Raw genomic sequence first — 23,925 nt, forward strand, 5'->3', positions numbered from 1 at the left:
TCATGACGAAGTGGTCAACCAGCTCTTGGGCTTGCTGCTCGTTGATGACGCCTGCCTTCAGATCGCGCTCTACATAGATGTCCAGGAAGGTGGAGGTGCGGCCCAGGCTCATGGCAGCGCCGTTTTGTTCCTTGATGGCGGCCAGGTAGCCCAGGTACAGCCATTGGAAAGCTTCCTTGGCGGTTTGCGCCGGTTGGGACAGGTCGAAGCCGTAAGCCTTGCCCAGCTTCTTCAGTTCGTTCAAAGCGCGGATTTGCTCGTTCAGCTCTTCGCGCAGGCGGATAATGTCATCGCTCATGGTGCGCAGGCCGGTGTTGGCCAGGTCCTTCTTCTTCTCGGCGATGAGGTGGTCGATGCCGTAAAGGGCAACGCGGCGGTAGTCGCCGATGATCCGGCCGCGGCCGTATGCGTCAGGCAAACCGGTGATGATGGCGGCCTTACGGGCCAGCTTCATTTCGTCGGTGTAGGCATCGAATACGCCTTGGTTATGGGTTTTGCGAATATCGGTAAAAATCCGGCTGACTTCTTCACTTACCTTGAAGCCGTAGGATTCGCAAGCCTGCTCTGCCATACGGATGCCGCCGAAGGGCTGCAGGGAGCGCTTGAAGGGCTTGTCGGTTTGCACGCCGACTACAGCTTCCAAGTCCTTGTTCAGGTAGCCGGGGCCGTGGGAGGTGATGGTGGAGACAATTTCGGTATCCATATCCAGCACGCCGCCGTTATCCCGTTCTTGCTTGGAGAGGTCCATGACTTGCTTCCACAATTGGTTGGTTGCTTCCGTGGCCGGTGCAAGGAATGCATCGTCACCGGTATATACTGTGATGTTTTGTTGAATGAAGTCTCTTACGTTAATTTCCTTTTCCCATGCGCCGCCTTGGAATCCTTCCCATTGTTTCATTGCGGTCACCCTCCCGAAAACAGATAATTTAAATTATTGATACAGTTCTTATGACTCTAGGATAATACGGTTTAGCTATTTTGAAAAGAGGTCATTCGTGACGTATTTGTGAAAATAATTATAAATAACGAATTCTTCGAATCCAAAGCAAATCCTTGGTGCAGAAGGGTGGAAAAATAAGGTTGTGAAAACGATCACAAAGCGTATAAATTGATTTTTGACAATATTCGTCATTCCGGCAGAAGTGTAACAGATGTCAGAAAACAGTATAACAGAGAGGGACAGAACGAAATGGAAGTCTGCTGTTTGCCTGAACATTCCGAAAAGTGTGATAATTGTTAATTGCTGTGACTAATATCATATTCATAAAGCGGCCATCCACTAAAGTATTACCCCCTTTGCCCCTGCTTTACACATCTGCCGGCCCCGGTCCGGAATCCAAAAAAAACCCCGCCTGAAAGGCGAGGGGGTGGAAGTACGGCTGCCGGGAACGGGCTCTCCTAGGAAATCTCCCCGCTCCACAGGCGGCGCATTTCTTCATTGGAGGCCAATAGCTCCGCCAGCGTACCGGATGCGTGCAGCCGTCCGTCCTTCAGAAGCAGAATCCGGTCGGCGTGCTGGAGAACGGCCTTGCGGTGGGATACCACCAGGCAAGCCGCCCTCCGCCTGGCAAAAAGCCGCTCCCACAGCTTTTGCTCCGTCTCCACATCCAGAGCGCTGGACAGGTCGTCGAAGACGTACAGCTGCGCCTCCCGGGCGAACATGCGTGCAGCCGCCGCGCGCTGGGCCTGGCCCCCGGAGAGCTTGACGCCCCGAGGGCCGATAACCGTGTCCAGGCCCAGGTGCAGCTCCTCCACATCATGCTCCAGCACCGCCGCGTGAACCGCTGCCGGGAGCCGTCCGCCCTCATGGGGCAGTCCCAGGAGAATATTCTCCGTCAACGTATCGCTGTACAGCCGGGGCACCTGGGGGGTATAGGCGCTCCGCGGCGGTACAAAGAAGTTTCCCGGGTCCTCTACCCTGTACCCGTTCCATAGCACGTTCCCGCTGTCGGAAGGAAGCAGCCCCAGAAGAGCCCGGACCAGAGTGGTTTTGCCGGAGCCGATGCGTCCGGTAATGACGGTGAAGGTCTCTTTTTCCAGTGTAAAGTTAATATCCTGGATTCCCCGCCCGGTAGCCGGATAGAGATAAGTCAGCCCCTCCACCTTCAACTGCTCCAAGGTCAGGCTGGAGGCCGCGCCGGCACCGGCATTGGCCTCGTCTGGCGCGGCTTGCGCTGCCAGCTCCCCGGGGTCGGGAAGGGTCCCGCTTAAATAAAGGGGAGCCTTGCGGATCAGCTTTTCTCCCGGCGCTCCCTGGAGCAGGGCGCTCATCCGTTTGGCGGAAACGGCGCTTTGCTTGTAATAGGTCAGGAATTTGCCGAAGTTCTGGATAAAGGTGGTGACGAAATTCAGGTAATACACAAACAGCGCAAAATCCCCTACCTGAAAGCTTCCGTTCTGCATCTTCTGTCCGGCCAGAATAAGAATGAAGCCTGTTCCCAGATTCACCGTATTGGAAAACACCGAATCCAGCGCCTGGCTGAACAGCTTGTCCTTGAGCATGGATTTGCGCCGCGTGTCGTTTAATTCCCGGAACTGGCCGATAACCCGTTCCTCGGCGCCGGCCACCTGGATGGCCTGGACGGAGGTAAACATCTCGCTGATGGCCCCCGTCACCTGGCTGGTGGCTTCGCGGCTGGCGGCGCGGTATTTCTGCAGCCATCCGGTGGACAACTGGGCCAAGGCCACAACTACCACCAGAGGCAGGAACACCCACAAGGTCATTTGGGCGTCAATTCCGGCCAGAATATAGATCGATATGGCGGCAAAAAAGACCATGCTGACCGCATCCACCGACCAGCTTACTGCCTCCTCCACCTGCTCCACATCATCCCGGAACTGGCTGATGGCCTCCCCCGGCGAACCGGGAATGGCTTTGGCTCCCGGCTCCCGGAGAATATGCTCCAGCATATTGCGGCGCAAAAGCCCGGCCGCCCGGAAGCGGAAGTGAACGTCGGAGAGAAAGCCGACGATAATGGCGGCCACCCGGGCCATGGCCGAAGCCAGCAGCAGGGCAATCACGGTGGCCACGTTAAACCCTGTAGCGGATTCCCCGGTCAGCACATCGAAAAACTCCTTGGTAACCAGTCCGGGGAGAATGGGCACCAGTGTAATCAGAATCCAGTTCAGCAAATTCCAGCTGTACAGCCAGGGCGTATAGCGGATAAGTCCCATAAAAAGCCTAAAGGTGCTTAAGGGACGGCTTCCGGTGGTTCCGGCAGTTGCATGGGGCGATTTCATCAGGCCAGCACCTCCTCAAGTCCGGCTTCCATCACCCGGCTGAACCGGGAGCCGGGGTCGGCAAGCAGCGCCAGCCGCCGGCCGTGTTCAGCGATCCGCCCGTCGTCCAGCATCAGAATGTCATCCGCCCGCTGGATGGTGGAGAGGCGGTGGGCGATGATGATGCAGGTGCGGTCCTTCAGGAGCTTGCTGACAGCCCGCTCCAACAGCTGCTCAGTGGCCGGGTCCAGCCGGGAGGAGGCCTCGTCCAGCACCACCAGCCCCGGGTTCTTCAGGAATACCCGGGCAAAGGCCAGCAACTGGGCCTCTCCTGCGGATAAGCCGCCGCCGCCGGATTCCAGCAGGGTATCCAGACCCTGGGGCAGGGCGGCAAGCCAATTGCCCAACCCCAGCTCCTCCAGCACCTGGCGGATCAGGCTGTCCGCAATGGCGGAATCATAGAAGGTCAGATTGTCCCGGACCGTTCCTTGGAAGATTTCGATATTTTGGGTGACGAAGCCGATCCGGCTGCGCAGATCATGCAAACGCACCTCCCGGATGTCCGTTCCGCCCAGAAGGATGGCTCCTTCCCCGGGATCATAGAACCGGAGCAGCAGCCGGGCCGTGGTGGACTTGCCGCTTCCCGTCCGGCCCAAGAGCCCCAGCACCTTGCCGGGCTCCAGCCGGAAATTCAGGCCCTTTAGTGTGGCGCTGTCCTCCTCGTAGCCGAAGGTGACGTTCCGAAACTCCACGGACAGGGGGCCTTCCGGAAGCTTGAACGGATTGCCGCCGTCCCGGATCAGGGATTGGGTGGCCAGCAGCTCCCGGATGCGGGTGATGCTGGCGTCCGCTTTTTGCAGATCCTCCAGCTGCTGGCGGATTTTCTCAATGGGCTGGGCCAGCAGCTCCGTATAATGGAAGACCATATACACTGCGCCGATGGTAATGCTCCCCTGCCGCCACAGATAGGCGCTGATGCCGAAGGCCATGGCGTTGCCCAGGGCAAACACTACAATGGCGGTGATCCACATGGCGGCAAACCCGAAAAACGCCCGAATCCGGATGGGCAGCCAGGTGCGCAGCAGGCTATGGAAGCGGTGCATCACATAGGCGGTGGCGCCGTTGGCCCGGGTATCCTCGGTGCCCTCCAGATGCTCTCCCAGAAAGCCGTAGAATTCGGCGCTGATCTGGCGCATTTTGCTCCACATGGGGGCGGCGTATCGCCGGATGCGCTGGATGACTACCAAAGCAAAGACAACGAACACCGTCATAACGGCGCCGATCAGGATATTTTCCCGGAACAGCAGGATCAGAATGCCGGCCATCAGGACCATATTGCTTACAAGCAGAATGACGAAGTTGGAAAAAAAGTTGCCCAGGGCATTGATGTCTCCGTCCACCCGCTCAATGATGGAGCCGGAGGTATGCTTTTTGTGGAAGGACATATCCAGCTTTAGACAGTGGGCGGCCACCTCGCTGCGCAGCCGGTTGGTGGCGGTCCAGCCCACATTTTCCCCGATATAAGCGGCGATAACCCGCACAATCTGGGTCAAGAGAGACAGCCCGATAAACCACAGGGCCGCCTGCATCAGCCGCTCCCCGCCATGGCCCGATTGGGCTGTATCCAGAAAAAAGCGGATCAGCTGGGGGCTGATCAACTGCATGGTGATGCCGGAGAGCAGCAGGAGAGCCAGGGCGGTCATGGCGGGCCACTGGGGAATCAGGTATTGCGCCAAGAGCCCCGCGTACTCCCGGAGGGGGAGCTTAAATTTTGGTTTTGACGACGATGGCATACAAAAGTCCTCCCGGTTATGATGGACGCGAAAACCAGCCGTCTGTAACCCCGTGCTGGGGGCAGCGGCTGGTTTTCGTTCAAGTCAAAAGCATGATGATCGCAGGTCAGATGGCGGCAAATATGGGGGCTAGTCGAACAGGTCGCCCAAACTGTCCAGAATGCTTTTCTTCTTCTTGCCCTTGTAGCCCTGTTGGGGGTAGTGGTTCTTGTCGTAGGAGGGGCTGTGCCCGTGATCGCGCCGCTCATCATCATGCCGTTCGTAATCCCGGCGCTCGTACTCGTCGTCACGCTGGTTCTGCCACGTATTGAAGTCATCGCGGACCTCGCGGACACCGCCCATCAATTTGTCCAATTCCCCGCGGTCCAGCCAGACCCCTTTGCACTGGGGGCATGTATCTATGGTGACGCCTGCTTTTTCCACTTCACGCATTCTCACATTGTCGCATACCGGACAGTTCATCGGGTTCGGCCTCCTTAAATTTGGCTATGAGCGATTGTTTCATGAGTTTCCTTATTTTAATTATACATGGTGACGGAATGGGCTTCCAGGCGAAACACTTGTATAAAGGTTTTTTACACGCAAAGAATCTATAAGCTCCCTGCTCCAACCGAAGATTGGGCTTTCAGGCGCCATCTTGACGCGGAGCGCCAGCACCTGCCAATGCTATAATGCAAAAGTGCAGTTATTTATGGTAGCGAGCCCTCTTTTTGGCTGGGATAATGCAAAAGTGCACTTATTTTCGCTTGAAACCACCAAAAAAGCTGAAAACTGCGTGAATGAACTGCACTTTTACATTTATGACCCTCCGTTTCAGCGGCTGACCCATGGAATAACTGCACTTTCGCATTATGGACATACCTATGTCCGGTAAATCCCCCGCAATTCGGAAACCCTATATAAACGGCTTCCGGGAAGTGCCGGCATGCCCCGAAGTCAAGTTCGGGTGCTTTTGGGGTTTGGAGCCTATTTTTGCGGAAAAGGAGGATACCGATGAAGCTGGATCAAACGGGCGGCATTGCTCTGGCGCTGGGAGGAGGCGGGGTGACGGGCTGCTGTCACGCCGGGGTTGTCCGGGCGCTGGAGGAGGAGGGCATTGCCGTCCAGGCGGTTGCCGGAACCAGCGCCGGGGCTTTGGCTGCCGCCATGCTGGCCTGCGGCGCCACCGGGCGGGAGCTCGGGGAATTGACCTCCAGGCTCAGCGCCAAGCTGATGGATGTGGACTACGCCGGCCTGGCCTGCCGCTGGTTTGCCCCGAAGGGCTCCCTGCCGGGGCTGATCCGCGGCAAACGGTTGGCCAAGCTTCTGGAGGAGATGCTGGGCAGCCGGCGGATCAGTGAGCTGGCGCTGCCGTTTGCGGTGGCGGCCACCGATCTGGCGGCAGGCTCCCAGGTGCTGTTCGCCAACCGTCCGGCGGACAGCGGCATTCTGGGTCCCCATTGCGAAGTGGTACCCGACGGAAATCTGGCCCATACGGTTATGGCCAGCATGTCCATTCCCGGCATCTTCCGGCCGGTGCGCATGGGAGAGCGGCTGCTGGTGGACGGGGGACTGATGGACAATTGCCCGGCCGCCGCTCTGAAGGCCATGGGCGCCGCACGGATTGTGGCGGTGAATCTGGTGACGGTAAAGCCGCTGCGCCTGCCCAAATGGAGCTTCTCCTCCATTCTGTCCCGGTCGGTCAGCCTGGGTCTGCACCGGATGTCCCAGGCCGATTCCGGCTATCCCGAGCTGATTCTGTCCCCGGAGCTGGGGTCCATCGGCATCCTGGACTTTCCTTGCGCCGACCGCTGTATGGAGTTGGGCTACGAATGCGCCAAAGCCAACATGCCGCTGATCCGAAAAGTGGCGGAAGGCGGTTAACTTTGGTACCATAACGGCATAATGGCCTTTTCACACAAAAAGAGCAGACGGACAGGAGGGGTTCGCGTTGAAAATGCGGGTATCCGCCGTGCAGTACCGGCTTCGCAAGGTGGAGGGCTTCCACGACTTTGCCAAGCAGTCGGAGCATTATGTCAAAACGGCCATGGAATATGGGGCGGAGTATATTCTGTTCCCCGAGTTTTTTACTACCCAGCTTCTGTCCATCGGCAGCGGCACGGGGGAGGGGCTGCCCATCGGAGCCTTGCCGGGGTTTACGGAGCAGTATACGGCCCTGTTCCGGGGACTGGCGCAGACACATGGGGTGCATATTATCGGAGGCACCCACGTGACGGAGCGGGAGGGACGGCTGTACAATACGGCCCATCTGTTTTATCCCGACGGGCGGGTGGAGCGCCAGGACAAGCTGCATATTACCCCTACCGAGGTGACGGAATGGCGCATGAGCGCAGGGGACGGAGTGCGGGTGTTCGACACGGCCAAAGGGCGGATCGGCATTCTCACCTGCTACGATATCGAGTTCCCGGAAATTGTCCGGATGGTCCGCGCAGCGGGAGCGGATGTGATCTTCTGTCCGTCCTGCACCGATGACCGGCACGGCTTCTACCGGGTGCGGTACTCCTGCCATGCCCGGACCGTGGAGAACCAGATTTATGTAGTGACTACAGGAACCGTGGGCGCTTTGGAAAATGTGGATTTTATGCGGGCCAATTATGGCCAGGCGGCTATCTTGAGCCCCAATGATATTCCGTTCCCTCCCCGGGGAGTGTTGGCGGAGGGAGAGATCAACGACGATATGATCGTCACGGCGGATCTGGATTTGAGCCTCTTGGAGGAGGTCCGCCAACGGGGCAGCGTGACTACATGGCGGGACCGCCGGACGGATTTGTATCCCGACTGGACGACGTAGGAAGGAGGGACCGCTTTTGAAAAAGGAATTGTATACCTTCACTCCTGAGGGTTATCCCCACCGTACCGTGATCCGTCAGTATAAGGAAGCGGACTTCGACGGGCTAATCCGGATTCAGGCGGAATGCTTCCCGCCGCCGTTTCCTTCGGAGCTGTGGTGGAATAAGGAGCAGCTGGCCAACCATGTGGCTCTTTTTCCGCAAGGGGCCTTGTGTGTGGAGGTAGAGGGGGAGCTGGCCGGCTCCATGACCGGGCTGGTGGTGGATTATGACGCAGAACGTCCGCAGCATACCTGGGAGGAGATTACCGATGGAGGCTACATCCGGACTCATAACCCCCGGGGCAACAGCCTGTATGTGGTGGACATCAGCGTCTCTCCCCGCTACCGGAAGCTGGGCCTGGGCAAGTGGTTGATGCAGACCATGTATGAGGTGGTGGTGCAGCTTGGGCTGGAGCGTTTGCTGGGCGGGGGGCGGATGTCCGGCTATTGCAGATGGGCGGAGCGGTTCAGTCCGCAGCAGTATTTGGAGGAGGTGCTGGCCGGGCGGCTCGCGGACCCGGTGATTACCTTTCTCCTGCGCTGCGGCCGGACGCCTGTGGCGGTGCTGGAGGATTATTTGGAGGATGAGGAGTCCCTGAACCATGCGGTGCTGATGGAGTGGCGGAACCCGTTTTTGGGCGGTTGAAGGGCAAGTGGGCGCTGTCTGTGGCAGTGCGTATGCGAAAAATCGAGCATAAAAAGCTCCTGACGGCCCTTTTGAGCGGTTATGCGCGAAAAATCATATACAATAGCGGCCCGGTTGAGGAAATAGACGCATTATATATGAAAAACCGAACACAAAGGGTGGAAAGCGGACTTCGGCCCGGATTATATATGAAAAACCGAGTTCACACTTCCCAACGTTGATGCCAGCCGCCGCCAAAGCAATGCGGACACCGGCGCCATCCACAATGACCGAGGAGGAGACTTATTCATGGACTTTGTCCGGATCACATCCATTCATGATCCTTATTTTGCCGCCATGTACAGCCTGATGCAGCGGGTATTTCCCCCGGAGGAGGTGCTGGAGGCCGCTCTGTGGGAGGGGCCGCTCCAGGATAATGGCCTGCGGGTGTATGCGGCTGTGGAGCAGGGCCAGGTGGTGGGAGCGACGGAATACCGCTTTTATCCCGATATGGAAGTGGCGATGACCGACTTTACCATTATCGGCAGGGAAGGGCTGGGAGTCGGTCCGTTCCTGGCCCGGCGGAGGCAGCAGGAGCTTAATGAATGGGCGGCGGGAAGCGGCCGGAGGCTGAAGGGGATGTTCGCCGAAATTTATAACCCTTACCTGATCCAGGACCACAGCTTCGGCGGCATCAAGCCCATGGACCCGTTTGTGCGGCGGGAGGTGCTGGCCCATCTGGGCTACCGCAAGCTGGATATGGACTACGTCCATCCCTCCTGGCTCGGGGACGGGGAAGCGGTAGGCGAGTTGGACCTGTGTTACCTTTCTTATGAAGAGGAGGCCGTTTTGCCGGGGAGTCTGGTGGCGCAGTTTCTGCAAACCTATTACGCCATTCTGCCCAATAAGCCTGCCGCTTGGCATCGGATGGTGGAACAGGCCGGAGGAAGGGAACGGATCGCCCTATTGCCGATCTGAGCGGAGCCGGAGTCGGTTGGGCAACACGGGATGGACATGCGCTCCTTCCGCCCTTATTCCGGATCATTCCTTGTTTAACCGCAGCGTCATCAAGTCTTCATCGTAATAAACTCCGTTCCACTTCAGCGACTCCCGCTCGGTGCCATATACCCGGAAGCCCAGGGATTGGTACAGCCGCCGGGCGGGGGCATTGGAGGCGTTCACCATCAGCCTCAGCTGCTCCACACCCGGCCAGCCTTGGGCCAACCGGATTAGCTCCGCTATCAGCTGCCGCGCCATGCCTTCGCCCCTGGCCTCCGGGTGGACAAACACCCGGCAAATATCCGCCTTATGGCTCTCCTTGAGATTCCCCATCCGAATGGCCGCGGCGATGCCCCATAAACGCCCGTCCGCTCCGAATGCGCCTACAGTCGCCCGTTGGTTGTCCAAGGGCCGCAGCCGCTCTTTTACCGTGTCCGGACTGAAACCCGCCTCCCGATCATAATCCGAGCCAAAAGCCTCCGGATTCAGCCTCAGCCCCATAAGCCGCAGCTCCTGATAAACGGCGGCATCCTCTTCCTGCAGCACGCGGATAAACATTCCCATCCCTCCTGTGACCACGAGTGTTATAAGATGAAGTATACAACATGGCCCTTCAAGCGGTTTTACCTTTATGGGCACTCTTAAGGAAAATTTAAGAAGCTGCGGCCGTCACCTTTTCCGGTCCGCGCCGATAGTCTGTTGAATGGCTTGAATGGCGGTTTTTTGGATAAGCTGAAGAATAAAGAAGCCGTTTTTCCCGGAAAATGCGGGCGGGAGCGGAGCAGGCTTCGTTGCGCCGGGATATGAAGATGTGTACAATGATGATATCACTTTTGCAGGCGGTGGAAAGGCTCCCTTTCATATAGAGAAAGGATGCGGTTATGAAGAAAAAGCTTCTGAACGTTCTGAAGGCCGCGGTTCTGGCGGCAACGGTTTATTTTATTGTGGTCAACCTCAAAATGAGGCCCATGGATATTGTGGACTACCTCTTGCAAGCCAAGAGTTTTTTTTATCTGGCGTTGTCTATATTCGTGGTGTTCCTGGGGGTGCAGGCCTGGATTTGGGTCCAGATCCTGAATGATTCCGGCAAGCAGATTTCCTCCTACCGGGGGCTGGTCATCTATATGACCTCCCAATTCGCCAAGTATTTGCCCGGCGGCTTCTGGAACCTGGTGGGCCGGGTGTACCTCACCAGCAAATACGGGGTGGTGCTGGGCACCCAAATGACGGCGATTCTCTATGAAAATATGATGCTGGGCATTGTTTCGTGCATTTATGGCATTATCCTGCTGTACAGCTTCCACTTCATCTTCCTGCCGGTGCTGCTGGCATTGGCGGTGCTTTTGCCTGTTGCCTACTTTTTCTATGAGCCGGTGCGGGTGTTCAGCCAGAAGGTGATCCACAAGATATCCAAGCGCTTCCGGGGAATGGAGCTTTCTTTGCCGCGGGAGCGGTTTTTCCTGTATTTGTCCTATTACTTCCTGAGCCATCTGCTTCAGGGGATTGCGTTCTGGCTCCTGCTGCAAACCTTCGGTGTGGAATCGGTCAATATTGTAACGGCGGCGGGGATTTTCGCTGTTTCCTGGCTGATTGGCCTGATCAGTCCGCTGCCCGGGGGGATTGGCATCCGGGAAGGGGCGCTGGTGTTTCTTCTCTCCTTCCAGGTGCCTGTGGCGGTGGCCACCCAGATTTCGATTATTACGCGGATCTGGAATCTGATGGGGGAGCTGGTGCTCTTTACCCTTCTGAACAGCATTGATCTTATTCGGAAAAGGATGGCCGCCTGATGATGAAAAAACGCAATGTTCTGCTTGTGGCCGGGGTGTTCCCGCCGGGAGTCGGCGGCATGCAGAACTATTATTATAATCTGTGCCGGCATTCCCGGCATAAGATTACAGTGTTCGCCTCGGATTACCGCGGAGCGGCGGAGTTTGATGCGCAACAGGATTTCAAGGTGATCCGCAGGCCTTTTTTGCAGGATGAGAAGGTCAGCGTCTGGCATACCCTGCGGATGATTCCCCAGGTGAGGCGGGTGATCAAGGAGGAAGCCATCGATATTACCGTGTACGGATATATCCTGTACGGGCTGATCGGGTGGTTTCTCAGTGTATTCCGCGGCCGGAAATACGGGGTTTCGGTCCACGGCATGGATGTGCTGAAGCTGACCCGGTATGCGGTGCTGCGCAGCATCGTCAAGGGGATTCTGCAGCGGGCGGATGCGGTGATCGTCAACAGCGGATATGTGAAAAAGCTGATGATGGAGCTGGGCGTCAAGGCCGAGCGGCTTCAGGTGGTGTATCCCGGGGTGGAGGAGCAGTACGACCGGATGGAAAAAGACCCGGCGCTGATCCGCAAGCACGGCCTGGAGGGCAAGTATGTGCTGATGACCCTGGGCCGGCTGGTGGGCCGCAAGGGCTTCGATATGGTGATCCGGGCCATGCCCGAAATCCGCAAGGCCATACCCGACGCAGTGTATCTGATCGTGGGGGGCGGCCCGGAGCGGGAAGCGCTGGAACGGCTGGTTAAGGAAAACGGCGTTTCGGACTGTGTGGTGTTTGCAGGCCGGGCGGCGGATGAGGATTTGGTAAAGTATTACAATCTGTGCGATGTGTTTGTGATGCCCAGCCGCTACATTGCCGCGGAGGGGGATGTGGAGGGTTTTGGAATCGTCTACATGGAGGCCTCCAGCTGCGGGAAGCCGGTGATCGGGGGCAATTCCGGAGGCGTTGTGGAGGCGGTGCTGGACGGGGAGACGGGGCTGATCGTGGACCCGTCTTCGGCGGCGGCCATTGCCCGGGCGGTGATCCGGCTGCGGGAGGACCCGGCGCTGGCGGATCGGCTGGCCGATAACGGCTGCCGGCGGGCCAAGGAGCAGTTCCGGTACAGGGCCATTGCCCAGGGCTTCGACCTGTTCCTGGACGAGCAGAGCGGGGGCGGACACGAACAGGCCCTGCAGGGCAGGACCCGGATGCTGTAGCGATGGTTATTCGGCAAAAGCTGCACGTGCTTCCGGTGCTTTCCGTCCGCGTGCGGCCTCCCGATCCGTTGGTTGTTTGGTCAGCATGAGGCTGTCCAGCACCTATTTTGCGGTGACCGCAAGGTGGTGGGGAATCTAACGGAAGCTGCAGCCGTTATTTCAGCTAAAATGGGGCGCTTCGGTTCCTAACGGAACTGGGCGCCCTTATTTGTGTCTGAATGGCCTCAAACCAGCCGGATTGCTCCAAATAACGGCTGTGGCCGCCGTTAGATTTTTTTTGGAGGCGGTTTTTGGGGAAATAAGGGCTCTGGCCGCCGTTAGAATCACCGCAGCCAGGCGGCGCATCCGGCGGGCAAGGCTGCGCCTGCCGGTGCAAGGCTGCGCCTGCCAGTGGCAACGCTGCCGCTGGCAGAGATGTCCGCAATTTTGCGTCTCCCCGGCGCATTTTTGCTCTGCCAATCCCAGTTCCGCACACAATCGGCCTTTCTGGTCCGCAGCACAAGTATCGCCGTCCTTCCGGAACGGCGATGTTGGGCATGCCTTAATGTGTCTACTCCTCCACAAACCTAACCTCGTTGTTGTCCAGGGAGGCGATCCGCGCCAGGGACTCCACCCGGTAACCGGCCGCGGCCAGCTTATCGGCGCCCTGCTGGAAGGACTTCTCAATGACAATGCCGATCCCCGCCACTACAGCGCCCGCCTGCTCGGCAATGCGGGCCAGCCCGAAGGCCGCTTCCCCGTGGGCCAGGAAATCGTCCAGAATCAGCACCCGGTCTCCCGGCTGGATGAACTTTTTGGCAATGGTAATCTCGTTTTTCTCCTGCTTGGTGAAGGAAAAAACCTCCTGCACATAAATGTCGTCGCGCAGGGTCAGCGACTTCTGCTTCCGGGCGAAAATCATCGGCACCTGCATCACCAGGGCGGTCATAATCGCCGGCGCGATCCCCGAGGATTCGATGGTCAGAATCCGGTTTACACCCTCATTCTCAAAACGGCGGGCAAACTCCTTGCCCAGCTCCATCATCAGCTGCGGGTCCATTTGATGGTTCAAGAAGGAATCCACCTTCAGAACCTGGCCGGACAGCACGATGCCTTCCTTCATAATCTTTTGCTTCAGCAGCTCCATTACGGCTTTCTCCTTCCGGGACGTCTATTTGCGATTATACAATAGAACATCGGCGCAGAAAAAGAAGGCTTATGGCGAATTTGCGAAAAAGAAAGGACAGGCTTGGGCAGCCTGTCCGGTGAGTGCGGGCATAACGCTGCAAAAGGCGGTATGCCGGATTAATGCTTTTTCAGATCCAGCTGGTCGGTTTCGGATTGGGCTGCCCGCGCTCTCGCTTTGCCTTGCCCGGTCCGGTCCGCCTTGGATTGCAGATCCGCTGCCGCCAGCTTCCGCTTGGATGGATAAGTGCCGCTCGCCATGGGAAACACTCCTTTCCGGAAGGTGATCCGTTATCCGTGCCTGGGTCCTAGCCGTCAGTCTCCTTTGTCGCTGCCTTTTCTCTTGAACCGGTCGGGATAGGTGATTTCCTCCCGGAAGCGGGCGTCCATCGTCATCCCGGTGTGGGTGTCATGGGCCAGGCCCACCAGCTTCCAGGTGGAGGTGCCCAGCTGCGGATCGGCGGGGAACAGCTCGCCGCGGTTAAAATAAGCCTCCCGGCCCCATTCGTTCTCGTACACACCGTCCGTCTCCACCGGCTCCCCGGACATGGGGTCCATACGCTCTTGCTCTGACAAGGGACATTCCTCCTGCTTCGCATGATATTCGTTCGGTGCGGCGCAGCCGGCCCCGGAAGGAGCCGGCTTTTGAAGCCAAGCAAAGCGCGCAGCTTTCGCGCTTCCACGGCTATTTTCCGCTGAAGGGAGGCTTTCTATACTCCGGCAGCCCAGCCGCCGGTCCCAGCCTTCACACGTAAGGCGGGTCCCAGACCTTTTTGCTCCAGTAGAGCTTCTCCCGCATGACATGGAGGTCTGTGTCCAGCTTCACATCCACCCCGAAGGGAAGCTTGCTGTTATGCCAGAAGCGCACATCCCGCCACTGCACCAGGAAGCCGTCCTGGGCTTCCGTAATGCTCACATGCACCTTCTCGGCGAAGCTGAGGAAGGTCCGCACATTGTCTCCGCCCAGAGTGGCTTGCACCGCCGGGTGGCCGCTTTCCTTGGGATAGGCGCCTTGGAGGACTGCGCGGCCCTGAAGCAGGGTGCCGGTTTGGTATTCCTGCTCCGTCTCCAGCAGGAACTGGCCCCACCCCCAGATCAGGCCGGGAACCAGCTGGATTCCCGTTTCCGCCGCCGCGTATTCGGAGCGGATGCGCCTTAGCAGGCGCTTCTGGTACAGCATACGAAGCAGCACATAGCCGCAGGAGGCGGCATATACGGCGGGAAACACATGGACCGCCCTCCAGTCCGCAAGCAGCCAGCCCGCAAGCCCCAAGGCATGCAGGACAAACAAAAAGGGATCAAACAGGGGCAGGATGTCCAGATGGTGCCAGCGCCGGTTCAGGGGCCGGAAGCACTGCACCCCGTATACATTGAGCCAATCCAGGAAAACATGGAGGGCCACCGCCGCTAGGGTCCACATATACAGCAGCCAGAACGATTCCATAACGCCGAAGGCCCAGGAGCAGGGCAAGGCGATCAGAGCGGGCCAGACGCCAAGGGCCGGCAGGGAGTGGGTAATGCCCCGGTGGTAACGAAGGTAGTGGCGGTAGCTCTTCAGACGGGCGACGGTGTCGAAATCGGGAGCGTGGGACCCTACTACCGTGCAAAGCAGCATGGCCTGGGCCAATTCAGGCTGCGCCGCCACCTCCGGGTGGAGGAAAGCCAGGCCGCCCAGTGTGGCGCCAAACAGCAAATGGCTGGCTGTATCCATGGATCATTCTCCTTCCCGCCGGAAATCTCCGGCAAACCGCTCATGAACGTTAAACCAATAGAACCATTGCTCCGGACACTTCAGAAGCTGCTCCTCCAGCCGGCTGTTCAGCAGAGCCGTAGCCTTCGTCTGCTCCTTGCGCCCGAACTGCCGCCGAAGCAGCACCGGCGCCTCCATCACCAGGCGATGGGTCAGATCGGCATCACGGATGCAGCGGGCCGGCAGCACCGGCGAGCCCAGCTCCAGCCCCAGCATGGCGGCTCCGGCGGGCAAGCGGGTGGTTCTCCCCAGAAGGCGGGCGGGAGGAAAGCCCGGCCGGTAGAAATCACCCAGAAGCAGCAGCACTCCGCCATTCTCCAGATGTCTGCGCAGCCTCCGGATCAATTCCAAGGGCGGCGTCCCGTCATAATCCAGACCCGGACAGCCCAGCCGCTGGAAGCTCCGGTACAAGGGGGCCAATTCAGGGTCGGAGGCGGTAGCCACAGTCAGACAGGGATAATCTCTGGACAAGCGCCAGTAGCCGTAAAAGAAGTTCCCCGTATGGGGCGCATACAGAATGGCCCCTTTGCCCAGCTGCAAGGCGTCCAGCAGATGCTGTTCGCCCTCCAGCGCTATGTTTATTCTCCCGGAGGGCAGCAGCGTCTCCGCCGCCAGCAATTCATACAGGGTGCGGGCCGCATGCCGGTAAAACCCGTTTACACACGCGTTGACGTAAGCCAACTGCTCCGCTTCCCCGCGGCCCTCCCGGGGGAGCAGCTCCGCCATATTGCGGCGGATCACAGCGGTTTGCCCGCGGAGCACCGCCTGCAGGGTCCATGCGGCCCCGGGCAAAAGCAGCGGCGCGGGTTTGGCCAGGACCCTGCGCAAAAGCCCCGGCCATTGGCCGGGAGCCTGCTGGAGCCTCGCCAGTCTGGCTATGGTTTGATACATGGGTGACACCCCCTCCTTCCGCAAGCCTCAATGGCCCTGCTGGAGCAGGCGGAGGTAGCGGCGGGAAATACGGGCCTTTTCCAAAATAACGAAGTAGTCTACGGTATCGAAGAGGGCGTCGTATGCAGGGTCTCCCCCGATTTCCGCACCCAGCCATTGGTAGCCCTTGACCAGAGGCGGCAGCCGCCGGAACAGCTCCTCCTCGCTACCGGTCAGCTCCACCTGAGCCAAATCGGGGATGGTGTGGGTATCCAGCGGCTTGATGCCGTAACGGTGGGTAATCACCCCTTTGCCTCTAAGCAAAGAGTAGGTTTCCAGCATTTCGCCGCGGCTGCGGGAATGGATGCTGGCGCAGCCGACCAAGCGGGAGAAGCCGCCGTTGTCGGCGTATTGAAGGATTCCCTCCCACAGAAGGCGGATAGCTCTGCCGCTGCGGTAATCCGGGTGATGCAGCTGCGTCCCAGCTCCAGGGTTTCCCGTACCCAGGGACGATAGCCCTCCAGATCGAATTCGCTCTCCGAATAAAAGCCGATATGTGCAGCCGCTCTGGGGCCGGGCAACAGCCGGTACGTGCCGATTATCTCACCGGCCTCCAAATCCTTGACCACCAGATGGTCGCAGAATTCATCGTACCGGTCCGTTTCCAGACCGTCCGGGTTATACAGCTGCAGATTCTTCTCTTCCTCGGCAAAGACCCGGTAGCGCAGGCGCAGCGCCCCTTCCACATCTCCATCCGTCCGGGCCAGGCCAACCTCCAGGCGCCGGAGGCACAGGGCGGCATTGATTGGTTCTGCCATTCGTCTCACACCTTTCGCGAGGAGTAAAGGCTTTGCATGTGTACTGGGGATTATCGTAGCAGGGCATCATTAAGCCCGGATATGCGCCAAGTTAAGTTATTGTGTAGGTTCCCGGGGCTTGACCGCAGCAGTATAATAGATGCTGGCGTATTTAAATTTTGGACACGGGCGAGAGAGGATTGGAGAGAATCATGGTCTTATGGGGAACGCTGGTCAATACTTTTGCAATCATTCTGGGGGGCATCATGGGGCTGGCGCTGCCGAAGCTGTCCCAGGGCATCAAAGCAACGGTTATGCAGGGCTTGGGCCTGGCCGTTGCGGTGCAGGGAGTTACAATGGCGCTGAAAACCAATAATCTGCTGATTGTCATCGGAAGCCTGGTAATCGGGGGAGTGCTGGGGGAGCTGTTGAAGGTGGAGCAGGGGCTGGAAAAGCTCGGTGTGCAGCTGGAGGGTTTCGTGGGCAGCAGGGCCAAGGGGAAAGTGGCGGCGGGTTTTGTCTCCACCACTCTGATCTACTGCGTGGGGGCGATGGCGATTCTCGGCTCTATCGACAGCGGAGTGCGGCTGAATCATGACATGCTGTACACCAAATCCATGCTGGACGGATTTTCAGCGATTATTTTTGCTTCCACCCTGGGGGTAGGGGTGCTGTTCTCCTCCCTGCCGGTGCTGCTTTACCAGGGGGCCATTGCTCTGTCCGCCACCTTGATCACTTCCCTGATCAGTCCGGGCATGCTGGAGGCCATCACCGCGGAGCTTACCTCCGTCGGCGGCATTCTGATCATCGGCATCGGGCTGAACATTTTGGAGATCAAGAAAATCAATGTGGCCAATCTTTTGCCGTCGGTGGTGGTAGCGGCGCTGCTGGTGCCGCTGGTGTCCTACTTTAGCTGACTGGTTCCTCCATTAATAAAAACAGCCCCCGGACTTATGCCGGAGGCTGTTCGTCTATTAGCGCCGTTATTCCACCTTCAGAATCTCCACCCGGCGAATCCGGTGGGGACCCATTTCGCGGACGGTAAATTTGATCCCGTTGTACATCCATTCGCCGCCTTTTTTGATGGTGGGCTGGTTGGTGTAGAGCCAGCCGCCGATGGTATCCAGCTCATCGCTTTCCAGATGGGTATGGATCAGATCGTTGACCCGGTCCAGCGTCACCTTGCCGTCCACAACGTAATGCTGCTCACCCAGACGGGTAATTTCCGCTTTTTCCTCGGCGTCGAATTCGTCCCGGATTTCCCCGACAATTTCCTCCAAAATATCCTCGATGGTAATCAGACCGGAGGTGCCGCCGTATTCATCCACCAGAATCGCCATATGGATTTGCTGCTGCTGCATCCGCTGGAGCAGACTCTTGATGGGGATGGATTCGGAAACGGACAGTACCGGCTGGACCAGGGAGGCGATATCCAGGTTGGGATCGTCGCTTAATTGCATAAACAGCTGCTTGGTGTTGATAAAACCGAGAATATGGTCCTTGTCCCCGGCCATAACGGGAACCCGGGTGTATTGTTCTTTTTTCATCACCCGCAGATTGAATTTCCGCTCCACACTCAGGTCGACGCAGACCATATCCGTCCGCGGCACCATGATCTCCCGGGCCAGCAGTTCGTCGAAGTTAAAAATCCGGGTAACATAGCCGTATTCCGCCTGGTTGATCTTGCCGCTCTCATAGCTCTCCGTCAGAATCAGGCGCAGCTCCTCCTCGGAATGGGCCTCCTCATGCTCCTTGGCGGGCTTCATGCCGAACAGCCGGACAAACCAGTTGGCGGAGCCGTTCAGAGCCCAGATAAACGGATACATGGCTTTATAGAAGAAGATAATCGGTTTCGCCACAAAAAAGCTGATGGCCTCCGCTTTATGGATGGCCAGGGTTTTCGGGGCCAGCTCGCCCAGCACCACATGCAGGAAGGTAATGGAGGCGAAGGCGATCACAATCGAGAGCACATGGCTTATATTGTGCAGAAACTCATACCGGGCAAACACAGGCTCCAGAATTTTCTCTACGGTGGGCTCACCCAGCCAGCCCAGAATCAGCGCGGTAATGGTAATGCCCAACTGGCAGGCGGAGAGATAGCCGTCCAGGTTGGAGGTAATCTGCTTGACGGCCAGGGCGTTTTTCTTGCCCTCCATCACCAGCTGGTCAACCCGGCTGGAGCGCAGCCGGATTACAGCGAATTCCGTGCCGACAAAAAAAGCTGTGGCGAGAATCAGCAATGCGACTGCAATAAGATTCAGGACGATCATGGACAAACTCCCATCTCATGAATTTTTCAGCAAAAATAAATGCATATCATGAACTTACACATTATAAGTTCTTATGAACTTATAATATCAGGAAACCTGATGGCGGCTCAATGTCCGAAATCCACCGGAACCACCCAAATAAGGCAGTATAGCCCCGGTTGGGGCAGGTCATGGCCGGCCTGACTAAGCCGCAGCCCCGTTCTTTACAATTCACGGGCGCCGTCGTAATATGAGTTCGTATGAACTTGAAATGGGGGGATTGGTCTGGAAACCTTTCAATTGACCCGCAAAGAAATGTCCCAGCTGCTCATCAGTCTGTCCGGCCGGCCGGGGAAATCCCCCAAAGCCATCCTCCAGGAGGTATGGCTGAAGTCACGGCGGGAGCAGCCGGGCCAAAGCCGCTCGTTTGACGCCTATGTGGGCGCGTCCATCTCGCCCATTCTGGCCAAGGTGATGGACATTAATCCGGCCCGGGAGGCGGGGCTGTCGCTTAGTGATATTGTGGCCCTGGGAGGGCAGATCGAATACAATCATTTTGCCGTCACTGCTGTGCAGAATTGGGTAAAGCGGGACTTGAAGGAAGTCATCGGCGCTCCCCGGCTGGGCAAAAAATATTCCATCCAGCAGGCCGCCCTTCTCTTCATTATTGAGGACCTGCGGGCCGCTCTGGATCTGGAGTCCATCCGGCGGCTGCTCCTGCGGATTTTCCGCCATTGCGACAGCGATGCCGATGATGTGATCCATCCGGCGGACTTCTACGCCGCGTACTCCGGCCTGTTCGAGGAGCTGGACCCCAACAATGACCAGGTGCTGGACCTGCCCGGCTCGCCGGGGCGGGATTTCAAGCATGACCACCTGATGGAGGCGCTGGTGAAAAAGAAAGCCGATGATTTCGCGGCGGCTCTGCCCGGGCTTCTGCCGCCGGAGCGGGAGGCGGTCCGCAATTGCATGGTGATCGCCATGCTGTCCGTACAAACCGCTTATTTCCAAAGCTTGGCCAAACGGTATTTTCAGGCCTCCATGTTTTTGCAGAATTTGTAGGAGGGGACTGTTGTGCCCCAAAAAAGAAGACCCGCGGGAGCGAGATTCCCGGCGGGTCATTTTTTGTGGCGGAGGTGGGGAGGGGGAGTTGGGCGGACAGAGAATCCGTTATTTTCCGCAAGCGGCCCGTTTTTCGATTTTCACGGACAGACGTTCCGCTATTTTGCTCCAGAAGCATGGATTCCCATCGCTTTTTCAGATTTAACGGATCGTGAGTCCGCGGAGGAGAAAAAAAGGCGGATTTTAGCGAAATAGCAGAACCTCTGTCCGTCAAACTCAAACGTTTTGATAAACGTGCAGCTCCAAAGGACGCCCAGGCGTTTTTCTCATTACGGTTGAACCGGTCCCGGCTCCTCCAGCTTCCGGATTATGCTCAGGCACCAATCCCGCTCCGCGTATTTGGTGGCGATGGATTTTTCGATGAGAATCTGGGCCCCGAACATGGGCGAGGTTAGATCATAAGACTCCTCGCCGGGTTTCCGCCGCTCAGCCAGCTGGACCAGCCGCTTGTTCAGCCTGGCCAGCTTCTCGTCCAGCATCCGAATCTTTTCCTCCAGCAGGCCTTTAATGGAGGGTTTGTCTACCAGGAACAAGCTGAAGATCTTCAGGGCAAACTCATCGCGCACCACAGGATAATCCGTAGGCCCGGTGATCCATTGCCGGACGGCCTCCATCCCCTCGGGGGTGATGGTGTAAACCTTCTTGTCCGGCTTATCCGTCTGGGGGACCAAGGTGAAGCGGACGTAGCCGCCTTCCTCCAGCTGGGCCAGCAGCGGATAGATCTGGCTGTGATTGGCGTTCCAAAACAGCTGGATGCGCTGGGTAAGGTCATACCCTGTGCAGGGCTCCACGGCGATCAGGCTCAGAAGTCCATAGGACAGCTTGTTCATGGCTTCCTCCAATATGTTGTATTTGACATATGATTTCGTCGGGTGTAAGATAAGCTTCATTCATTATATGTAAATTGAGACATAAAGACAAGGAGAGGTAAACCAGTATGGCAACTCAAAACGAGAAGCTCCGGAGAGGCGCGCCGGACGGGGAGAAGGCCGGTTCGCACCGGGATTCCTTCTGGCCGATCATGATCGCCCTGTTCTTCGGCAGTTTCTTTTCTTCGTTGGCTTCCAGCACCATCAATATTGCCCTTCCCGTGCTGCAGCGCGAATTCAATACGGAGCTTGGCACCATTCAATGGGTGATGACCGGCTTTATGCTGGCCATGGGCACCTTCGCTCCGGTTACCGGCTATTTCGGCGAAAGATTCAGCTACAAGCGTCTCTATCTGTTCAGTCTGGCCGGTTTTACCGTGGCCTCCGTATTCTGCGCTTTGTCCACCACGGTAGGGTCGCTGATTGCTTTCCGGACGCTGCAGGGCGTCTTCTGCGGGGTTATCGTCCCCACAGCCATGGCGGTTATCTATCAGGTTATCCCGCGGGAAAAGCAGGCGGTGGCCATCGGCATTTGGGCGGCATCGGCCATGCTGGCCCCCGCCATCGGACCAACCTTGTCCGGCTATATTCTGGAGCATGTGTCCTGGCACTGGATTTTCTGGATGAACCTGCCCATCGGAGCTATTGCCATTGTGATGGTGCAGCTGTTTATGCCCTACTACCGGATGAAGGTGCCGCAATCCTTTGACTTCCTGGGCTTCATTACGGTTATCGCCAGCAGCGCCTCCATTCTGGTGGCCCTCTCCCAGGGACGGACCTGGGGCTGGAGCTCTGCGGGCACCCTGTCCCTGCTTATCGGAGGCTTCGCCGTGCTGGGGCTGTTCCTCTGGAGAGAGCTTACTGCCAAGTCGCCTCTTCTGAACCTGCGGGTCTTCAGAAGCGGACGTTACACTATGGCGCTGGTGATAACCTGCATTCTGAACATCAGCCTGTATTCGGGCATGCTGATGACTCCTGTGTTTCTGCAAAATATCCAGGGCGTTTCTCCTATGGACGCCGGGCTGATTCTGCTGCCGTCCTCCCTGGCTATGGCCATTGCCATGCCGTTTGTCGGCAAGCTGTACAACAAGGTGGGCCCCCGGGTGCTGACGGTTACCGGACTGAGCATGGTGGCATTGGGCTCCTTGCCCTTAAGCTGGCTCTCGGCGAACACCCCTCACCATTATCTGTTGTGGTGCATGGTAATCCGCAGCCTGGGTATCGGTTTGACTATGATGCCGGCAAGCAACTATGGCATGGAGCAGATTCCGAAGGAGCTTTCCGGCCATGCCTCATCCATTAACAACTGGACCCGCAGCGCCTTCGGCTCCTTCGCCATTGCGGTGTTCACCGCCATCATGAGCAGCCGCTCCGCTACCCATGCCCAGGAGCTGGCGGCGGGGGGGCTGCGGGATAAGGCGCAGATTCAGCTGTCGGCGGTCACCATGGGTGTGGACGACGTATACCTGATCGCCACATGCATCGCCGCCGCGGCCATTCCCATTGCCTTCTTCATCCGCAAGCACAACAAGGGCCCTTCCGCTCCTGCCGCCGAGCAGGTGGCGCTGGAGCCGCAGAAAGCCTGACAAGCAAGCCAAAAGATCCGGAGCCGGTTGGTTCCCGGGTCTTTTTTTTGACATATCGGAAAGTATAAAATCCCGCGAAGGGGCGCTCTTTCTCATCTGGTCACGCTGCGCTCTGCGAATCATCCTCTGACCAGGTTTGCAGGCGCGCGCAAGCCTGCGTCCTTGTTAAACGGAGATTCTTCGTTCCGTTCAGGCGGGAATAAGCGGCAAAGGGCCTGGCCTGGTACTAACGGCGGTGGGAGCCCTTATTTCGGCAAAAACACCGCTTCCGAAAATCTAACGGCGGCAACAGCCGCTATTGGGGCCGATTGCTCCGCGGCAAGCCCTTTTTTAGCCCAATAAGGGCTCCTGCTTCCGTTAGATTTGGCCGCCCCCCCGTTTTGGAGCAAATAAAGGCTCTCACCGCCGTTAGGAATCGGGGCATGGTAAAGCGAACAAATCGGCAGAGGCGCGGTCAAGCACTGGTTTATGGTTAGAGCCTCTATCGAATGTATCAAAATGTTCGGAGCGAAGACGGTAAGGGGAGGGGGGCGGACAGAGAATCCGTTATTTTGCTCCAGAACCAGTCAATGGCGGAAGCGAACAAAAGAATGAATAACGGCATAAAATATTAACTTGCGTAATATTTCATTACATAAATATATCAAAAATTTTGCTTGTATGCGATTGCACATTTGTTTTTCCAGAAAATTCACCCAAAAACATCTTGTTATATTTAGTTTTCTCACTATAATGAATGTATTAGGGGAGATATATGTTAATAAACCTGTCATATTATATAGCCCTCGGGCAAACTTTTCAACAAGGAAAGGATGGAGCGCAATGATCAAAATCCGATTTTACGCAAGCTTAGCCGACCACACCAAGTGTACAGAGACGGAAATGAACGTCGCGCCGCTGACTGTGGAAAAGCTGCTGGAGAAGCTGTCCTCCCAGTATCCTGACGCCCGGTTTGAAGGGGTGCTGGTGGCGGTAAACGGCGCATCGGCGCGGAAAACCAGCACCGTGGAAGCCGGAAGCCTGGTGGCGCTGCTGCCGCCTATAGCCGGGGGCTGAAGCATCGAACCATCCGAAC

At 57.6% G+C, this 23,925-nt stretch carries 25 protein-coding genes; 10 read left to right on the forward strand and 15 right to left on the reverse strand.

The window, feature by feature from the left end; all coding sequences use genetic code 11:
* The 4 genes from DQG13_RS20225 to DQG13_RS20240 form a co-directional block, all read right to left on the reverse strand.
* Positions 1–898 (reverse strand): pyruvate formate lyase family protein (locus DQG13_RS20225; RefSeq protein WP_309472250.1); only part of this gene is annotated, 898 nt, incomplete at its 3' end.
* Between the two features lie 500 nt (positions 899–1,398).
* Positions 1,399–3,240, reverse strand: coding sequence for an ABC transporter ATP-binding protein (locus DQG13_RS20230; RefSeq protein ID WP_397334009.1), 1,842 nt, complete (start codon positions 3,238–3,240; stop codon positions 1,399–1,401).
* Positions 3,240–5,012 (reverse strand): ABC transporter ATP-binding protein, encoded by a 1,773-nt coding sequence (locus tag DQG13_RS20235; protein ID WP_113021594.1) that lies wholly within the window; start codon positions 5,010–5,012, stop codon positions 3,240–3,242. Before DQG13_RS20235 ends, DQG13_RS20230 begins: the two co-directional genes overlap by 1 nt.
* Positions 5,013–5,141: 129 nt before the next feature.
* Entirely contained in the window at positions 5,142–5,474 is a 333-nt protein-coding gene (locus DQG13_RS20240; RefSeq protein WP_113021595.1) for a TFIIB-type zinc ribbon-containing protein, read from the reverse strand.
* A 531-nt stretch (positions 5,475–6,005) separates the two neighbouring features.
* Between DQG13_RS20240 and DQG13_RS20245 the strand changes: the two genes are divergently transcribed.
* The 4 genes from DQG13_RS20245 to DQG13_RS20260 all read left to right on the forward strand — a co-directional run bounded on the left by DQG13_RS20245 (position 6,006) and on the right by DQG13_RS20260 (position 9,445).
* Complete coding sequence (locus DQG13_RS20245) at positions 6,006–6,875, forward strand: patatin-like phospholipase family protein (RefSeq protein WP_113021596.1); 870 nt, start codon at positions 6,006–6,008, stop codon at positions 6,873–6,875.
* A gap of 67 nt (positions 6,876–6,942) precedes the next feature.
* Positions 6,943–7,803, forward strand: coding sequence for a carbon-nitrogen hydrolase family protein (locus DQG13_RS20250; protein ID WP_113021597.1), 861 nt, complete (start codon positions 6,943–6,945; stop codon positions 7,801–7,803).
* A gap of 16 nt (positions 7,804–7,819) precedes the next feature.
* The gene (locus tag DQG13_RS20255) at positions 7,820–8,488 is read left to right on the forward strand and encodes a GNAT family N-acetyltransferase (protein ID WP_113021598.1); all 669 of its coding nucleotides are present in this window, start codon (positions 7,820–7,822) and stop codon (positions 8,486–8,488) included.
* A gap of 288 nt (positions 8,489–8,776) precedes the next feature.
* Positions 8,777–9,445 (forward strand): GNAT family N-acetyltransferase, encoded by a 669-nt coding sequence (locus DQG13_RS20260; protein WP_113021599.1) that lies wholly within the window; start codon positions 8,777–8,779, stop codon positions 9,443–9,445.
* Positions 9,446–9,508: 63 nt separating this feature from the next.
* Here DQG13_RS20260 and DQG13_RS20265 read toward each other — a convergent pair whose 3' ends face one another.
* Positions 9,509–10,024: a GNAT family N-acetyltransferase gene (locus DQG13_RS20265; protein ID WP_113021600.1), complete on the reverse strand. Its 516-nt coding sequence runs from the start codon at positions 10,022–10,024 to the stop codon at positions 9,509–9,511.
* 323 nt (positions 10,025–10,347) lie between these two features.
* Here DQG13_RS20265 and DQG13_RS20270 point away from each other — a divergent pair, with 323 nt between their 5' ends.
* Entirely contained in the window at positions 10,348–11,253 is a 906-nt protein-coding gene (locus tag DQG13_RS20270) for a lysylphosphatidylglycerol synthase transmembrane domain-containing protein (protein ID WP_113021601.1), read from the forward strand.
* Positions 11,253–12,443 carry a glycosyltransferase family 4 protein gene (locus tag DQG13_RS20275; RefSeq protein ID WP_113021602.1) on the forward strand — a complete coding sequence of 397 codons (1,191 nt, stop codon included), beginning with the start codon at positions 11,253–11,255 and terminating at the stop codon, positions 12,441–12,443. The genes DQG13_RS20270 and DQG13_RS20275 overlap by 1 nt, the downstream gene beginning before the upstream one ends.
* A gap of 323 nt (positions 12,444–12,766) precedes the next feature.
* Here the strand turns inward: DQG13_RS20275 and DQG13_RS30910 are convergent, their stop codons facing one another.
* The 8 genes from DQG13_RS30910 to DQG13_RS20300 all read right to left on the reverse strand — a co-directional run bounded on the left by DQG13_RS30910 (position 12,767) and on the right by DQG13_RS20300 (position 17,045).
* A complete protein-coding gene (locus DQG13_RS30910) occupies positions 12,767–12,943 on the reverse strand; it encodes a hypothetical protein (protein WP_181592873.1) in 177 nt (58 codons plus the stop codon).
* Positions 12,944–12,993: 50 nt separating this feature from the next.
* Positions 12,994–13,569 (reverse strand): xanthine phosphoribosyltransferase, encoded by a 576-nt coding sequence (locus tag DQG13_RS20280; protein WP_113021603.1) that lies wholly within the window; start codon positions 13,567–13,569, stop codon positions 12,994–12,996.
* 158 nt (positions 13,570–13,727) lie between these two features.
* On the reverse strand, positions 13,728–13,868 hold the full coding sequence (locus DQG13_RS30915; RefSeq protein ID WP_181592874.1) for a hypothetical protein: 141 nt from the start codon (positions 13,866–13,868) through the stop codon (positions 13,728–13,730).
* 54 nt (positions 13,869–13,922) lie between these two features.
* Entirely contained in the window at positions 13,923–14,183 is a 261-nt protein-coding gene (locus tag DQG13_RS30920; RefSeq protein ID WP_181592875.1) for a transposase, read from the reverse strand.
* A 169-nt stretch (positions 14,184–14,352) separates the two neighbouring features.
* Positions 14,353–15,318, reverse strand: coding sequence for a metal-dependent hydrolase (locus DQG13_RS20290; protein WP_113021604.1), 966 nt, complete (start codon positions 15,316–15,318; stop codon positions 14,353–14,355).
* A gap of 3 nt (positions 15,319–15,321) precedes the next feature.
* On the reverse strand, positions 15,322–16,248 hold the full coding sequence (locus DQG13_RS20295; RefSeq protein ID WP_113021605.1) for a lysophospholipid acyltransferase family protein: 927 nt from the start codon (positions 16,246–16,248) through the stop codon (positions 15,322–15,324).
* A 27-nt stretch (positions 16,249–16,275) separates the two neighbouring features.
* Entirely contained in the window at positions 16,276–16,551 is a 276-nt protein-coding gene (locus DQG13_RS31555; protein WP_258525780.1) for a hypothetical protein, read from the reverse strand.
* Complete coding sequence (locus DQG13_RS20300; RefSeq protein WP_258525781.1) at positions 16,530–17,045, reverse strand: GNAT family N-acetyltransferase; 516 nt, start codon at positions 17,043–17,045, stop codon at positions 16,530–16,532. Before DQG13_RS20300 ends, DQG13_RS31555 begins: the two co-directional genes overlap by 22 nt.
* Before the next feature lie 191 nt (positions 17,046–17,236).
* Here DQG13_RS20300 and DQG13_RS20305 point away from each other — a divergent pair, with 191 nt between their 5' ends.
* Positions 17,237–17,941 (forward strand): DUF554 domain-containing protein, encoded by a 705-nt coding sequence (locus tag DQG13_RS20305; protein ID WP_113021606.1) that lies wholly within the window; start codon positions 17,237–17,239, stop codon positions 17,939–17,941.
* Positions 17,942–18,007: 66 nt separating this feature from the next.
* Here DQG13_RS20305 and DQG13_RS20310 read toward each other — a convergent pair whose 3' ends face one another.
* A complete protein-coding gene (locus DQG13_RS20310; protein WP_113021607.1) occupies positions 18,008–19,294 on the reverse strand; it encodes a hemolysin family protein in 1,287 nt (428 codons plus the stop codon).
* A 264-nt stretch (positions 19,295–19,558) separates the two neighbouring features.
* Between DQG13_RS20310 and DQG13_RS20315 the strand changes: the two genes are divergently transcribed.
* Positions 19,559–20,335, forward strand: a complete 777-nt coding sequence (locus DQG13_RS20315) for a DUF1836 domain-containing protein (RefSeq protein WP_113021608.1) — start codon at positions 19,559–19,561, stop codon at positions 20,333–20,335.
* A 329-nt stretch (positions 20,336–20,664) separates the two neighbouring features.
* Here the strand turns inward: DQG13_RS20315 and DQG13_RS20325 are convergent, their stop codons facing one another.
* Positions 20,665–21,225, reverse strand: coding sequence for a PadR family transcriptional regulator (locus DQG13_RS20325; RefSeq protein WP_181592876.1), 561 nt, complete (start codon positions 21,223–21,225; stop codon positions 20,665–20,667).
* 107 nt (positions 21,226–21,332) lie between these two features.
* On the opposite strand from DQG13_RS20325, the gene DQG13_RS20330 reads away from it, so the two are divergent.
* Complete coding sequence (locus tag DQG13_RS20330) at positions 21,333–22,850, forward strand: MDR family MFS transporter (RefSeq protein WP_113021611.1); 1,518 nt, start codon at positions 21,333–21,335, stop codon at positions 22,848–22,850.
* Positions 22,851–23,672: 822 nt separating this feature from the next.
* A complete protein-coding gene (locus tag DQG13_RS30925; protein WP_181592877.1) occupies positions 23,673–23,906 on the forward strand; it encodes a MoaD/ThiS family protein in 234 nt (77 codons plus the stop codon).
* The last annotated feature ends 19 nt before the right edge of the window (positions 23,907–23,925 follow it).

Origin of the sequence: Paenibacillus sp. YN15, from assembly GCF_003285005.1 — a bacterium.
GTDB lineage: Bacteria > Bacillota > Bacilli > Paenibacillales > NBRC-103111 > Paenibacillus_AR.